This window comes from Bifidobacterium castoris, assembly GCF_003952025.1.
Classification (GTDB): Bacteria; Actinomycetota; Actinomycetes; order Actinomycetales; family Bifidobacteriaceae; genus Bifidobacterium; species Bifidobacterium castoris.
Genome location: NZ_QXGI01000007.1, coordinates 59586 through 74965, shown reverse-complemented (window position 1 = coordinate 74965; position 15380 = coordinate 59586). Strand labels below are relative to the sequence as shown.

Sequence of the window (15380 nt, the reverse complement as noted above, 5' to 3'; positions counted from 1 at the left end):
ATCATGCGGCCATTATGCGTGAGCGATGTCAGCTGAGCGGCTTCCACGTTTCGAGTTCATCGATGAGCAGACTGGAGTCATTGGTGTCCACACAGGTACGGGCCTGCAGGGTGTTGAAGTCAAAGCTGAACGCTTCGCGTCGTTTAGTATAGGCCTCGCGTTCAGTCTTTGTATCAGAGACATCAGTGTCGAAGAAGCGCTCACTTTCGGCACGGTACTGGTTCACTGAATAGTCTTTGGGAACCAGCGCGTGGCGGCGAAGGCAATCTACCAATGCGACATCGGGATTGCTGTATAGACCGGGATTTGCCACATTCAGACGGTAGATATCATCCACTGAAAGCACGTATCGGGCTTGACAACCATCGACGTCGCGGTTGAGCTTATCCTGCTGTGCCTCGCTCATGCCGCTGGTGTCAATCTTGGTCTGGTGGATGTACACCCCGTTAATCAGGCGCATCGTCGGCGGATTGTACCCCTTGGCGATCAGACATTGACGGTAGTTGCCCCATGCCGTCAGATAGTCGGCATGGGAGATCTCACCTTCGTTGGCGAGTGCACGTTCAAGCATCTGACGCTGCGACTGGTCCATATCTGCGTGATACTCCAGCAGATTCTTGATACGTTCACTAACGCTACCGGCCATTTGGAATGTGTCGCCGCTCTCGCTCCATCCACCGGAAGAGGAGACGGACGATCCGCAGGATGTCAATCCCAAAGTCAGCGCGGTGCACAATAGCACACTACAGCCTCTGCGAATGAAAGACATTATGACCCACCTTAGAGGTATTTGCGGATTGCCGGCCTCAATTGGCGATGCGGCCGGCAAACCGATGTGTCACGGGTCACCGGGTAGCGTAGTAGGCGTAGTCGCCAGCCGATTTGATGGACTGAGAGGCCAGAACCGTTGCGCCGCATGTCTTGCCCATATCGGAGATATCCCGTATTTTTGGTTGGTGTCTTGCGATGCTTCGCAGTATGAGCCGCGGGACCTGGATGAAGCCACCATCTTGGACGCATCGTCTCGAGCAAGCACATCCATGTGCACATCGCCGACCCACACGTCGCTGTTTCTGAAGTATGGCGTGAATCTGTTCTGCTGCGCATGGGCCGGCGTGGCAAAACCGAATACCAAGCCCAATGTCATCAAGCATGCGGCCGACCCTCCAACGGCCTTCTTCGTCTGTTTTGTATGTGGAATCCGAACCATATCAGCTCCTTCCCTGGTCTTTCGCCTTTGGGCCATCTTGTACATCGGCGTGCGAGAATCGATGATGAAATATGCTCATCATGATCACCAGTATTATGACGGACACGGAATTTCTCAACCGAATGTTCCCGTTTTGAGGTGGTGCCGATTTCTTGGACTCTTTGGTGGGAAAGGAGTCCGCTGGTGGTGAAGTACTCGAGGGAGCAGAGGCTTCGTGCGGTGCGGTTGTACGAGCGGTACGATCGCAGCGCGGCGTCGGTGATCAACGAGCTGGGGTATCCGTCCCGGCAGATGCTGGCGCGCTGGCATCGGGCATGGGTCGAGGCCGGCCGCGATGACGGTGGCTCGCTTGGCGACGGGCGCGGGGAACGTTACACGTTCGAGCAGAAACGCGCCGCGGTCGATCACTATCTGCGGCATGGGCGGTGTCTGCGGCGCACGCTGCGCGCGCTGGGGTATCCGAGCCACGAGGTGTTGGCGCGTTGGGTCGACGAGTTGGAGCCGGGCCGGCGCCGGTTGCGGCGTGCGCCGGTGGACGAGCCGACGAGGCGGCGGGCGGCGGCGAGGTTGTATTTTGTCAAGTCGGTGTTTTGGTTTTGGTCATGTAGTTTTTTCGGGTTTGGTCATTGGGGCATGCTGGTTGTGGTTGATTGGTTGTTGGTGTGGTCGAACATGAGGGCTTCGCTCATGCGTCGGCTTGGTCCGTGGAATTCGATGAGGCGTCCGTGGTGGACGATCCAGCGCCGGCGTCCTGCGCGGGACGGCCGATCGGGGACATGCGTCGGGAACGCGACGAGCTCGTCGCGCAGCTGGCGGCCCTGCGGGCCGAACGCCTCGAACTCGAGATCGAGGTGGAGGCCGTCCGATACACCAGGCAGCTGTTGGGAAAAGAGCGGGGCGCAGACCCTGACAACCCGGCCAACGCCGGGAAGACCCGTCTGGTGCTGCATCTGGCCGGCATGTTCGCCATGCGGCTGAGGGACCTGTGGGGCCGGTTCGGGCTTTCGCGCAGCACGTTCTACCACAACCGCCGACGATTCGACCGGCCCGGAAGGGACGAATGGCTGGTCGAGCCGGTCATGGACGCGTTCAGGCAAAGCCGGGAACGCTACGGCTACCGGCGCATATGGCAGATGCTGCGCGAGCGGGGCATCCGCGTGTGCGCCAGACGTGTCATGCGGGTCATGAGCGCGCATGGCATCACGCCCAGGCTCAAGAGCCGCAGGCGCTACAACTCCTATTCGGGCGAGCACGGCCCGGCGCCCGCCAACATCGTCAAACGCCGCTTCCACGCCAAAGCGCCCAACCGGCTGTGGGTCATCACCGAATTCCGCATCGGCGAATGCAAGATATACCTCAGCCCGGTCATCGACTGCTACGACGGGATGCCCGTGGCATGGAGCATCGGCACCAGCCCGACGGCCGAACTGGCCGACACCATGCTCGAACAGGCATGCGCCACCCTCAAGGACGGCGAGCGGCCGGTCATCCACTCGGAGCGGGGATGCCACTGCCGCTGGCCCGGATGGATCCGCATCTGCGAACGCCACGGGCTGACGCGTTCCATGAGCGCCAGGGGCTGCTCGCCGGACAACGCCGCCGCCGAGGGCTTCTTCGGCCGATTGAAGCAGGAGTTCTACCACAACCAGAACCATCGGGACCAGGGCATCGACGAGTTCATCGACGCCCTTGACGACTACATGGTCTGGTACAGGGACGAACGCATCAAGACCCAATACGGCACCAGCATCACCAAACGACGACGCAGACTGGGCCTCATGGCATAATCAAGAACAGCGACAACGCAGTCGAAGATTTATGCACCACCCCACCTGCCTAAGAAACATTGAACATAAACACGCGTACCTCGCCACCGCCCGGCGCCTCGTCGCCTCGTCCACCGGCGCGCGACGCAGCAGGCGCCATCCCGGCTCCGACTCGTCGCCCCAGCGCGCCAGCATCATTCTGGACGGATACCCCAGCTCGTTGATCAACGACGCCGCGCTGCGATCATACTGCTCATACAACCGCACCGCACGAAGCCTCTGCTCCCTTGTGTACTTCACCACCAACGGACTCCCATCCCACTCAAGAGTCCAACTTTCCTGCAACACCTCACGCCGTCCACAACTAAGTGAATACAAACAATTGGTCTTGTGCTGAATGATGCAGATTCGCCCGACCGAGCTTCTCTTAGCAGATTGATTGGGCCCGCATACACAATATGGGTAGAATGCTTGACTATCGTTTTCCCTGATTTTTATAGTGTTCGTAGATGTCTCAGAGTGGAGACGTCTACAAGTATCATGGGGGTGGCTCATGAAGATTAGAAAACAACGCGCGCAATCGTGCCAATGTTATGTGCACTGGCTCTTGCTTTCTCGACGGCCGCACCTGCTTTGGCGGCGCAGGTGGATACCGGGAAGTGGTACAGCGGTTCCGGGACCTTCCATGGAAAGGTTTCTGGCGGGAACTACAGTGTCGGCTGGGATGCCTCGTCCATCGAATTAGTAACCAGTGGTTATGCTTTTGGTTACTGCGAAGCTGCTCAGGAAGGGCGAATAGACTCCCGCAGTGTCGGTGTGCTGTCAGTCTGCAAGGCATCCATGAAAGGCAATAACGAGCGTGGACGAGATTGGGCCTACTATCGAGCAGGTTGATTGCGTCTCTTCTGATTCGGCTCGATGATGAACGATGTGTGGTGTGGTGTGAGACTGCATCGAATGCGGTCTCACACCACACCATATTTTGAGTTGGAATGTGAGGACTCGAAAGATGATGCGTGAGGTTTTCGCCCGATTCGGCGGAATTGTCATGGTGATGTGTTTTGCCTGCGGTCTGCTGGCGGGGTGTGGCTCCAACGAAGCGGATCCGGATACTGGTGTGGAGGGTCAGCGCATTGCCTCGTCCATGCAGGACTATGTGCAGATGGTGCTCGATCTCGATCAGAAAGCTCGTAATGGACAGATGCACGGGGCGCCCATGGGGGATCGTCAAGTGACTATTCTGGAGAGGGCGTTGGAGAATGGAGGGCGGGTTAGCCGGGCCGACTACGAGCAGGCATGGGCGAGCTATCGTCAATGTATTGTCAACAAAGGGTATGCCGCGCCGCCGATTATGAAGGTCGGTGAGTTTTATCAAGCACGGTGGTCGATGGCATCTGTTGAAGGGCAGGAGGCGCGGGAGGAAAAACTGCGTGAAGATGATATGGCATGCGGCATGGCGGAGATGCTGAACGTGAATGAGGTGTACCAACGTCAGCATTCGAACCCGAACCTATATCGGAATCCATCGGAGGGGGTGGTGGATTGCCTGCATCGCAACAATCTGGTGAAGACGTCGTATACGGCGAAGGACTACGATGCGGAGGATCGCAGATTCGACGAATACTGGAATGATCGTCGCATGGGACGTGCTCCCACCATCGCCGAGACGCACGGGCATTTCAGTTTCGATTACGGCGATGTCGATGCGGCCATGTGTCTGGCGAACAATCATGAGGCCATGGATGTTCAGGAATACAAGCCGCCTGAATGGAAGCCGTTCGGATAGGGGGATGCCACAGTGGGCAAGCGCAGGGGGTCGGCCTCGGGATGGCAGTCAAAACGGCTGTTCGCCTGCCATCCCGAGGCCGACCCCTACGCTGCGTTTCGCTCAGTCGCCGAGCGCCGCGTCGAGCGCCTGACGGATGTCGGCGATGATGTCGTCGGCGTTCTCGATGCCGCAGCTCAGGCGCACGAGGTCGATGCCGACGCCGGCCTCGTCGAGCTGTTCCTCGGTGAGCTGGCGGTGCGTCGTTCCGGCCGGGTAGAGCACGCAGCTGCGCGCGTCGGCGACGTGGGTTGCGATTGCGATCATCTGGAGATGGTCGAGGAAGGCGGACACCTTCTCGCGGCCGCCGGGCACGCCGAAGGAGATGACGCCGCAGGTGCCGTCCGGCATGTACTTCTCGGCGAGCGCATGGTATTTGTCGCCGGGCAGCTCCGGGCAGCTCACCCACGAGATGCGCGGGTCGTCCTTGAGGAACGTGGCGACCTTGAGCGCGTTCGCGCAGTGGCGTTCCATGCGCACGCCGAGCGATTCGAGATGCATGCCCATGATCCACGAGTTGATCGGCGCCGGCGTCGAGCCGAAGTCGCGCATGAGCTGCGCCGTCGCCTTCGTGATGAACGCCGCCTTGCCGAAGTCCTTCGCGTAGACGACGCCGTGGTAGGAGTCGTCGGGCGTGCACAGCCCCGGGAACTTCTCGGCGTGCGCGAGCCAATCGAAGTTGCCCGAGTCGACGATCGCGCCGCCGACGCACGAGCCGTGGCCGTCCATGTACTTCGTCGTCGCATGCGTGACGATGTCGACGCCGTAGCGGATCGGCTGGCAGTTGATCGGCGTCGGGAACGTGTTGTCGACGATGAACGGGACGCCGTGCGCGTGCGCGGCGCTCGCGAACTTCTCGAAGTCGAGGACGATGAGCGCCGGGTTCGCGATCGACTCGCCGAAGACGGCCTTCGTGTTCGGGCGGAACGCGGCCTCGAGCTCCTCGGCGGAGCAGTCGGGGCTCACGAACGTGCATTCGATGCCCATCTTGCGCATCGTCACGTTGATCAGGTTGAAGGTGCCGCCGTAGATCGCGCTCGACGCGACGATGTGGTCGCCCTGGTTGCAGATGTTGAACAGCGCGAAGAAGTTCGCGGCCTGGCCGGAGGAGGTGAGCATCGCCGCGGCGCCGCCCTCCATCGCGCAGATCTTCGCGGCGACCGTGTCGTTCGTCGGGTTCTGCAGACGCGTGTAGAAGTATCCGGATTCGGACAGGTCGAACAGGCGGCTCATCTGCTCGCTCGACGTGTACTTGAAGGTCGTCGCCTGGATGATCGGCGGCGTGCGCGACTCGCCGTTGCCCGGCTGGTAGCCGCCCTGCACGCAGATCGTGTCCTCGTGCTCGGTGCTGATCGGTGTGGCTGTGTCTGCCATGTACGCTCCTCGTCTGCGGTTGGCTTCCCGTCACGCGTGCGCCGTGCGGCGGGTAGACGTGGCGGAGTAGGTTGGATACCGGTATTAAACCATGACGGCGGCGTGCGCCGCCGGCGCGTCCCACACTGTGTGCGCCGGCGCATGGCGCCCGTCGCGCATATGAAGGAGGAGGCGACGATGACGACGGCGCTGATGGTGTTCCACGACCGGTTGCGGCTTTCGAGGGTGAACCGCGCGCTCGCGCGGCGGGCTGCATGCGAGGACCCCGGCGACGTGATCGTGCGCGACATGTACGCGCTGTATCCCGACTTCCGCATCGACGTCGACGAGGAGCATCGCGTGTGCGGCCGCGCCGACCGCCTCGCGTTCCTCTTCCCGTTCTACTGGTACAGCGCGCCGGCGTTGATGAAGCTGTGGGAGGACGCCGTGTTCACGCCCGGATGGGCGTACGGCGACGGCGCGTCGATCGCCGGCAAGCGCATGCTGCTCGCCGTGACGACCGGCGGCGCCGAGGGGATGTACACGGCCGGCGGCAAGCACGGCGCGACGATGGAGGAGCTGCTGCTGCCGTACCGCACGACCGCGCGATACCTCGGCCTCGACTACGAGGAGCCCTTCGTCGTGCACGGCTCGTCGAAGACGATCGATGACGACGAGCTCGCGCGGACCGCCGAACGATTCGTGCGGCGGCTGCGCGGCTGATTCACCGGGCGATCGGCCGGCGGTGCGACTGCGTGCCGCATGACGGCGCAAAGGGAGCGGCGCCGCCCGTGCATGCGCCGGATGCGTACGCGGTGCCGCAGACGCATGGCGGCGCGGAGGGGCGGATGACATGAAAACGGCGGCATCGCGCGGGACTCGCCGATAAAAGTTAGATGATTTGACAAATAGTGGCCGTCGTTGTAGTTTACTTAATAAGACGAATGAACATAGTCGTTCAGAAGCGACCGCCGCCATGGCGGGGGCGGTCGGTGCGGCGACGTTCGCCCGTCGCGCGACGCGCCGAAGACGGCACCGCGACACAGCGCAACACAGAACAAAGGAGTCATGATGGGACTGTGGGACATCGACAAGATCGAGTACGTCGGCCGTGGCAACGGCCCGGTGGAGGGACTCGGCTTCCAGTACTACGACGCAGACAAGGTCGTCGCCGGCAAGAAGATGAAGGACTGGCTGCGCTTCGGCGTCGCCTGGTGGCACACCTTCGACGCGCCGCTGACCGACCCGTTCGGCGACGGCACCGCGCAGCGCCCGTGGGACGGCAAGTACTCCGATCCGATGGACAACGCGCTCGCGAAGGTCGACTACGCCTTCGAATTCTTCACGAAGCTCGGCGCCGAGTATTTCTGCTTCCACGACCGTGACATCGCGCCGGAGGGCGATACGCTGCGCGAGACGAACGCCAACCTCGACCGCGTCGTCGACAAGATCGAGGAGAACATGAAGTCCACCGGCGTCAAGCTGCTGTGGAACACCTCGTCGCTGTTCACGAACCCGCGCTTCGTCGCCGGCGCCTCGACGTCGCCGTTCGCCGACGTCTACGCCTACGCCGCGGCGCAGCTCAAGCACTCGCTCGAGATCGGCAAGCGTCTGGGCGCCGAGAACTATGTGTTCTGGGGCGGCCGCGAAGGCTACGAGAACCTGTGGGTCACCGACATGAAGCGCGAGCAGGAGCATATGGCGAAGTTCTTCCACATGTGCGCCGACTACGCGAAGCAGATCGGCATGGACGCGCAGTTCCTCATCGAGCCGAAGGCGAAGGAGCCGATGACGCACCAGTACGACTTCGACGCGGCGACGGCCTGCAACTTCCTGCGCGCCTACGACCTCATCGACGTCTTCAAGCTCAACCTCGAAGGCAACCACGCGAACCTCGCCGGCCACACCTACCAGCACGAGATCCGCGTCGCGCGCGACAACGGCGTGCTCGGCTCGCTTGACGCGAACCAGGGAGACATGCTGCTCGGCTGGGACCTCGACGAGTTCCCGACGAACCTGTACGAGACGGCGTCGGTGATGTGGGAGGTGCTCGACGAGGGGCAGATCGGCCCTCACGGCGGCCTCAACTTCGACGCGAAGCCGCGCCGCACGTCGTTCAGCGCCGAGGACCTGTTCCGCGCGCACATCGCAGGCATGGACTCCTTCGCCGCCGGCCTGCTCGTCGCGGACAGGATGCATCAGGACGGCTACATCGAGAACCTCGTGGCCAACCGCTACGGCTCCTATGATTCGGGCATCGGCAAGTCGATCGACGACGGCACCGCGACGCTCGAATCGCTCAACGACTACGCCATCGACATGCCGCAGGAGCAGATCATCGCATCCACGCACCCCGATCATCTCGAGGACGTGAAGGCGACCATCAACAACTACATCATCGACGCCCTGGCCAACGCCTGACGTCACGCGGTCCGACCGCCTGCCGCATGGGCGGCCGGACCGTCCATCCAACCTCTGCGGCGTGCGGCATATGCAGTGCGCGACGTATGGCATATGCCGCCAATGCTACTCTTCCTTTCCTCCCTTCCAATGAATCGCCGCCTGTCCTTTCCTTTCCTCTGCAGGCGCGATGCAGGCCCATGGCCGCCGGGCCACACCGTGCACCCATACGCTCCGCGCGCATCCTGCCCCCACAGGCACGCCGCGCGGGGGAGTGCGGTGGTTCCCGCAGGCCCATGGGCTTTTTCCATACGAGCGGCACGACGGTGCGTCCGCCCTTTTGATTGCGCAAGACGCGGGACGCATGGCGCACCGCCGAACCGAATGCACTGATATGACCGACCACTACCGATATGGAGGACCGCGATGACCGCAACGACTGCGACCATGGATATCACCAATCCCGTACTGCGGGGCATGTACCCCGATCCAAGCTGGATGTGGGACGAGCGCGGCGGGCGCGTGGCCCTGGTGAATTCCTCGTTCGAACTGGTGCCGGGGCTGCCGATCCACGTCTCGGACGATATCGCGAACTGGGAGCCTGCGGGGCACGCCGTCGACGAGGCGATGGCGCAACGGCTGCTGATCCCCTTCGTGCTTGATTCCGGAGGATTGTATGCGCCGACATTGCGCATGATCCACGGGAAGTACGTGATCGCATGCACTGTCGCCCGCATCGATCTGGACGCGGCAGCCGCAGCCGGGGCCGCACCGGAGTCGATCGAGGGGACCCGCGCAAGCCAAGGCAACTTCATCATCGAGGCCGATGCGCTTGAGGGGCCATGGCGCGGCCCGTACTGGATCGAGGGCGCCGAGGGCATCGATCCGGACATCTTCGAGGACCTTGACGGCTCCGTGTATTGGACGCAGACGAGGCAGGCCGTGCGTCCGCGTTGGGAAGGGCAGACCGAGGTGTGGACCCAGCGGATCGACCCGGAGACGTGGCGGCTGTGCGCGTCATGCGACACGGACGGCGACTACGGCAAAACGGTCCTTTGGACGGGATACGGCGTGGAGGCGGTGTGGGCCGAAGGGCCGCACCTGTACCGCATCGGCGATTGGGCGTATCTGATGACCGCGGAAGGCGGCACGAGCTTCGACCACAGCGAGATGACCATGCGCGCATGGGCCCCCGACGGGCTCGGGCCGGCGATCGAAGCCCTGCAGTCCCAAGCGCGCGAGGACGGGGGCGAGCCGCGCGCGCCGCGTGCCGACGAGCGGTCGGTTGTGGGGCGGTATGCGCGCCTGTTCCATCCGTGCAAGAAGAATCCGTTTCTGACGCACCGGCATCTGGGTTTGGAGGAGCGTGTGCAGTGTGTGGGCCACGCCGATCTGCTGCATCATCCACGGCTCGGCTGGTGGGTCGCATGCCTGGGGTCGCGCGAGACTCCCACCGCGGGCCATGGGGCGCTCAGTTTCCTGGGCAGGGAGACCTTTGTGGCGCCTGTCGTATGGCAGCGCGATCCGGCACAATGGTCGCTGGAATCCAATGGGCCCGCGCAAAAGGAGGCCGATGACCCGGGCTGGCCTGTGCTTGCCGGGGGAGCGGGGCGTCTGGCGCAGGCATTGCGCATCGATGCGGCGGACGGGACTTTGCTCGACATGTGCATCGGACCGTGTGAATCGCAGGCGGTCGTCGATGCGCGCGTGCCCTTTATCATCGGCGATGGCGAAGTCGCGGCCGTGCGCGCGGATGGCGTGGCGTACCGGCGTATGCCTGAAGACAGATGCGTCGTGTTGTGTCCGCCGTGCGGCACCGTGAGCATTCGGCAGGACGGGCGCCATGCGCTGCGTGTGGCGACGGGTGGGGCGTCGGTGCAGTGGGCGCTTGGTGATGGGCCGGAGCGCAGGGAGGGCGTGGTGCCGATCCCCGAGGGGGAGCCGGGATCGGTCATGCTCGTCTTCGACAAAGGCATGGTGCGTGTGGTCGTGGCGCGGTCCGCGGAACGGGCATGGGCGGCACCGGCCATCGAGGTGATCGACGTGGCGCCGTTGAGCACCGAATGGTCCGGCGGCTTTGTGGGTTGCCTCATCGGTTGTGAGGTATAGGTGGAGTGCTCAGCGCAGGCTGCGTGTACTGCCCCGCACCACAAGCGTGGTGGGCAGGATCACGTGGTGCTGCGTTGGGCGCCCTTCCGCTGTGTCCAGAAGCATGCGCGTCGAGACCGCCGCCATGTCGTGCAACGGCTGGCGCACCGTGGTGAGCGCCGGACCCAGGAAGGCGGATGTCTGCACGTCGTCGAATCCGACGACCGAAAGGTCTTCGGGGATGCGCAGCCGGTTCTGCCGGGCGGCCTCATAGACGCCCATCGCCTGCAGGTCGCTGCCGGCGAAGATCGCGGTGGGGCGGTTCGGTTGCGCCAACAGCTCCATCGCCTGCGCATAGCCGCCTTCGGTTGTGAAATCGCCTTCGGTCACGAGCGCCGGATCGACGGCGATGCCTTGCTCGGCGAGCGCCGACGTATATCCGTCGAGCCGCGCGCGCGAGCACATCATCTCTTCGGGGCCTGTGATGATGCCGATGCGTATGTGCCCGAGCGCGAGCAGGTGGCGCGTGGCGAGCACGCCGCCGGCCCAATTGTCCGCCTGCACCGAGAAGTCGTCGTTCGACGGCTCGCCTGAGGGGTCGAAGATGACGTAGGGGATGTTGTTGACGCGCAGTTTTGCTTTTTCGTCATCCGTCAGATTCGCGAAAATGAAGATGACGCCAAAGGGTTTGCGGCGCAGCATGCCGTCGATCCAATCATCGTCGGGGTGCTGGCGTGTGCCGCTTTCCGTGGTGATCACGCTGATGTCGGGATATTGCCGGGTCTCGCGCAGCACGCCGCGCAGCACTTCGAGCGCCCATATGGTGTCAAGGTCCTGGAACACCACTTCCACATACCGTTGGCTTGGGTTTTTCTGGCCGCGGCGTTGGTAGCCCGAGGCTTTGAGTGCCTCGTCGATGGCGGCGCGGGCTTCGTCCGAGATGTCCGAGCGCCCATTGAGCGCCTTCGAAACGGTGGCCAGCGAGTAGCCGGTGGTCTTGGCGATGTCGGCCAATCTGATTTTCCGCCCTGTCATGGTGGCTCCTTTGCCTGTGCGCATGGGTGTTGCCGGTTGTCCGCGTGCGTTGTTCGTCCTATGCTGCCGCATTGGACTACAGAGTAACGAAAGTTTCGGAAAAGTGCAAATCGAGCGACATGTCGATGTGGTGTTCATGTGAACATGAGCGTACAATAACGAACGAAACGCCGATAATCTATTTAATTTGACTGTTTAACTAAGTAGGCTTACGATAGTTTCTAACGAAAACAACGTAAGTTTTCGAAAACCTATCATCGGCCGCATGGCACCCGCTCTAACGATGGAACGGGCGATCTAGGAGGAAAATCATGAAGGTCAAGTCAGTATTCGCCGCAATGGTCGCGGCTGCAACCATCGTTGGGGTGTCCGCATGTGGAGGCGGCTCCGGCGCCAATGCAGACGGCAAGACCAAGGTTGTGGTGTGGATGAATTCCACGACGGGTGACGGCAAGAAGTTCTGGGACGATGCCGCTGCGGCGTTCGAAGCGAAGAACCCGAACGTCGACATCAAGATCGAGGCCATCCAGAACGAAGACATGGACGGCAAGCTCCAGACCGCGCTGCAGGACCCGTCGTCGGCGCCTGACATGTTCCTGGCGCGTGGCGGCCAGAAACTGCGCGACGTGGTCGAGGCCGGGCAGGTCATGGATCTGACCGACAAGATCTCCGATCAGGTCAAGACGCAGATGAAGACGGCGCTCGACACCACCACGATCGACGGCAAGGTGTACGGCGTGCCGCAGTCGGTGCTGCCCGGCGGCATCTGGTACTCGAAGGACCTGTTCAAGAAGGCCGGCATCACCGAGACGCCGAAGACTTGGGACGAATTCTCCACAGCGGTCAAGAAGCTCAAGGACGCCGGCATCACGCCGATCGCCCTCGGTGGCAAGGATGCATGGCCCGCGGCGCACTGGTACTACTGGTTCGCGCTGCGCGAATGCTCGCAGTCGGCGTTCGACGAGGCCTCGAGCGACCTCAAGTTCACCAATGAATGCTGGGTCAAGGCCGGCGACGACGTCAAGGACCTGCTTGACCTGGACGGCTTCAACGAAGGCTTCCTGACAACCTCCGCACAGCAGGGCGCAAGCTCGTCCGCTGGCCTGCTCGCCAACCACATGGCCGCGATGGAGCTCATGGGCGGCTGGGAGCCCGGTGTGGTGCGTGACCTGACGCCTGACCAGAAGGACATGGCCGACCTCGGCTACTTCACGTTCCCCGAGATGGAAGGCGGCGAAGGCGACCCGACCGCCATGCTCGCCGGCGCGGACGGCATGTCGATCGGCGCATGGGCCCCACAGGAGGCCGTGGACTTCCTCAACTTCATCTCCGAAAAGGAATGGCAGGAGAAATACGCTGAGGCGTTCGTCACGATCCCGGCCGCGAAGAACGCGCAGTCCGCGGTCAAGAACGAAGCGCTCCAGCAGGTGCTCAAGGTCTATGACCAGGCGTCCTCCGTCTCGCTGTGGCTCGACACGGTCTTCGGGCAGAACGTCGGCAACGCGCTCAACGAAGGCGTGGTCAACATGATGGCCGGCAAGGGCAACGCCGAAGACATCGTCAAGGGCATCGAGGCGGCCGCCAGCAAGGGCTGACACCGCTCCCGGGGCCGGGCCGCCGCCGCGGGGCCCGGCCCCTGTTTCACCAACGCAGTCATCATCCAGAGGAGTAAGCCATGTCAGTCGCAACCAGCATGCGGGCCAAGCGCGCCGGCCGCTCGCACAGCGACAAATTCCGCCAGCGCTTTGAAATGGGCGTCCTGTCCGTGCCCGCGCTCATCATGTTCGTCGGGTTCGTGATCCTGCCCGTGTTCATGGCGGCCTATTACGGGTTCTACAAGTGGAAGGGCTTCGGCAAGCCCAACGTCAACGGCCAGTTCGTGGGGCTCGACAACTACCGCATCATTCTCTCCGACCCCAATTTCCAGCAGGCGCTTGGCCATACGCTGTTCATCGCGGTCATGTCGCTCATCATCCAAGGACCGCTCGCCATCCTGTTCGCCCTGTTGCTCAACCAGAAGTTCAAGGGGCGCGGCCTCATCCGCACGCTCATCTTCGTGCCGTACGTGGTCTCCGAAGTCATCATCGGCACCGGCTGGAGCCTCATGCTGCAGCCGAACGGCGCGCTCAACGCGGTCATGAAGAACCTCGGGTTGCAGGGCGTGGACTGGATCGCCAACCCCAAGATCGCCATCTGGACCCTCATGTTCATCATCTCGTGGAAGTACATCGGCTTCGCCGTCATCCTCATGATCGCCGGCATGCAGGCGATCCCCGAAGAGCTCTATGAGGCAGCGCGCGTGGACGGCGCCGGCTTCTGGCGCCAGCAGTGGAGCATCACGATCCCGTTGCTCGCCCCGACCATCCGCATGTGGGCGTTCATGTCGATCATCGGCTCGCTCCAGTTGTTCGACCTTGTCTACATCATCTGGGGCCAGTACGTCTCGTCCACGGCCGGCACGTCCACCATGGCCACCTACATGGTCAGGGAGGGCCGCCTGGCCAACAACTACGGCTATGGCTCGGCGGTCGCCGTCGTCATCTTCATCATCTCGCTTGTCATAGCCCTCACGTACCAGCGCTTCGTGCTCAACCGCGATCTCGCCGGCGCCGTGGAGAAGCGCGAACGCAAGCAGCTTGAACGGCGTTTGAAGAAGCGCGAACGCGAACATATGGAACGTGACGAGATCGAAAACGCAATCGCCCCGAAGAACGCTTCCATGGAGGTGGCATGATCATGACATATGCAGGCGAACAGGTCGAACGCACACTGGTGTTCGGCAAGAAGCAACGCGATCCGTACGCATACCACAAGTCGGCCAAGACGCCGTGGGGCCACCCGATCGTCTACATCCTCTCACTGATCCTCGTGCTGATCTGTGTGGTGCCGGTCCTGTACATCATCCTCGGCGGCTTCCGCACGAACTCGCAGATCACGCGCGACCCCGCGGGCCTGCCCAATCCATGGAACTTCGCGAACTACGCGACCGTCGTCGGCTCGAGCACCTTCTGGGTCGAACTCGTCAACTCGCTGATCGTCTCCGTGGGCACCATGGTGGGCGTCGTCGTGCTGGCACTGATGGTCAGCTTCGTCATCGCGCGCTACCGCTTCCGCTTCAGCCGCATGCTGTACACGCTGTTCTCGGCGGGCATGATGTTCCCGATCACCGTGGCGATCACACCGTTGTACCTGCTGTTGCGCAACCTGCACCTGATCAACAGCCAGTTGGGCATCATCCTGCCGCAGATCGCATTCGGCCTGCCGCAGGCGATCATCATCCTCGTGCCGTTCCTGCAGTCGATCCCGATGGAGCTTGAGGAGGCGGCGCAGCTCGACGGCTGCTCGAGGCTCGGCTTCTTCGCCCGCATGGTGCTGCCGCTGAGCGGCCCCGGCGTGGCCACCATCGCGATCCTGTCGTTCGTGGCCAGCTGGAACGCCTACATGCTCCCGCTGTTCCTGCTCAACGATTCAACGAAGTACACACTGCCGCTGGGCGTGCAGATGTTCAGCTCGCAGCATTCGGTCGACACCGCGCAGGTGCTCGCCTTCACATCGCTTTCGATGATCCCGGCGCTCATCTGCTTCACGATCTTCCAGAAGAAGATCGTGGGCGGCCTCGCCGGCGCAGTCAAGGGCTGAGTCCGGGCGCCGCGCGTACAACACGAAGCACGGCGGCCCAGGTGAAATCCGGTCCGCCGTTCCC

At 62.6% G+C, this 15380-nt stretch carries 11 protein-coding genes; 8 read left to right on the top strand and 3 right to left on the bottom strand.

Translation table 11 applies throughout. The annotated features are described in order from the left end of the window. Nucleotides 1–28: 28 nt before the first annotated feature. On the bottom strand, nt 29–646 hold the full coding sequence (locus D2E22_RS08035; RefSeq protein WP_126032578.1) for a hypothetical protein: 618 nt from the start codon (nt 644–646) through the stop codon (nt 29–31). 1289 nt (nt 647–1935) lie between these two features. Between D2E22_RS08035 and D2E22_RS08025 the strand changes: the two genes are divergently transcribed. Together D2E22_RS08025 and D2E22_RS08020 are read left to right on the top strand one after the other, a co-directional pair. Then, nucleotides 1936–2997, top strand: a complete 1062-nt coding sequence (locus tag D2E22_RS08025; RefSeq protein WP_164518471.1) for an IS3 family transposase — start codon at nt 1936–1938, stop codon at nt 2995–2997. Nucleotides 2998–3985: 988 nt separating this feature from the next. Further along, nucleotides 3986–4762 (top strand): hypothetical protein, encoded by a 777-nt coding sequence (locus D2E22_RS08020; RefSeq protein ID WP_126032576.1) that lies wholly within the window; start codon nt 3986–3988, stop codon nt 4760–4762. A gap of 102 nt (nt 4763–4864) precedes the next feature. Here the strand turns inward: D2E22_RS08020 and D2E22_RS08015 are convergent, their stop codons facing one another. Then, nucleotides 4865–6175 carry an O-acetylhomoserine aminocarboxypropyltransferase/cysteine synthase family protein gene (locus D2E22_RS08015; protein WP_126032575.1) on the bottom strand — a complete coding sequence of 437 codons (1311 nt, stop codon included), beginning with the start codon at nt 6173–6175 and terminating at the stop codon, nt 4865–4867. Nucleotides 6176–6316: 141 nt separating this feature from the next. Here D2E22_RS08015 and D2E22_RS08010 point away from each other — a divergent pair, with 141 nt between their 5' ends. The 3 genes from D2E22_RS08010 (at nt 6317) to D2E22_RS08000 (ending at nt 10663) form a co-directional block, all read left to right on the top strand. Next, the gene (locus tag D2E22_RS08010; protein ID WP_241218333.1) at nt 6317–6877 is read left to right on the top strand and encodes an NAD(P)H-dependent oxidoreductase; all 561 of its coding nucleotides are present in this window, start codon (nt 6317–6319) and stop codon (nt 6875–6877) included. 348 nt (nt 6878–7225) lie between these two features. Next, entirely contained in the window at nt 7226–8575 is a 1350-nt protein-coding gene (gene xylA, locus D2E22_RS08005) for a xylose isomerase (RefSeq protein ID WP_126032617.1), read from the top strand. A 405-nt stretch (nt 8576–8980) separates the two neighbouring features. Further along, nucleotides 8981–10663, top strand: a complete 1683-nt coding sequence (locus D2E22_RS08000) for a glycoside hydrolase family 43 protein (RefSeq protein WP_126032574.1) — start codon at nt 8981–8983, stop codon at nt 10661–10663. Nucleotides 10664–10672: 9 nt separating this feature from the next. Here D2E22_RS08000 and D2E22_RS07995 read toward each other — a convergent pair whose 3' ends face one another. Then, on the bottom strand, nt 10673–11677 hold the full coding sequence (locus D2E22_RS07995) for a LacI family DNA-binding transcriptional regulator (RefSeq protein WP_126032616.1): 1005 nt from the start codon (nt 11675–11677) through the stop codon (nt 10673–10675). Between the two features lie 311 nt (nt 11678–11988). On the opposite strand from D2E22_RS07995, the gene D2E22_RS07990 reads away from it, so the two are divergent. The 3 genes from D2E22_RS07990 to D2E22_RS07980 all read left to right on the top strand — a co-directional run bounded on the left by D2E22_RS07990 (nt 11989) and on the right by D2E22_RS07980 (nt 15316). Continuing rightward, the gene (locus tag D2E22_RS07990; RefSeq protein ID WP_126032573.1) at nt 11989–13272 is read left to right on the top strand and encodes an ABC transporter substrate-binding protein; all 1284 of its coding nucleotides are present in this window, start codon (nt 11989–11991) and stop codon (nt 13270–13272) included. A gap of 98 nt (nt 13273–13370) precedes the next feature. After that, complete coding sequence (locus D2E22_RS07985) at nt 13371–14411, top strand: carbohydrate ABC transporter permease (protein ID WP_420897253.1); 1041 nt, start codon at nt 13371–13373, stop codon at nt 14409–14411. A gap of 2 nt (nt 14412–14413) precedes the next feature. Further along, nucleotides 14414–15316, top strand: a complete 903-nt coding sequence (locus tag D2E22_RS07980) for a carbohydrate ABC transporter permease (protein WP_126032615.1) — start codon at nt 14414–14416, stop codon at nt 15314–15316. Nucleotides 15317–15380 lie beyond the last annotated feature (64 nt).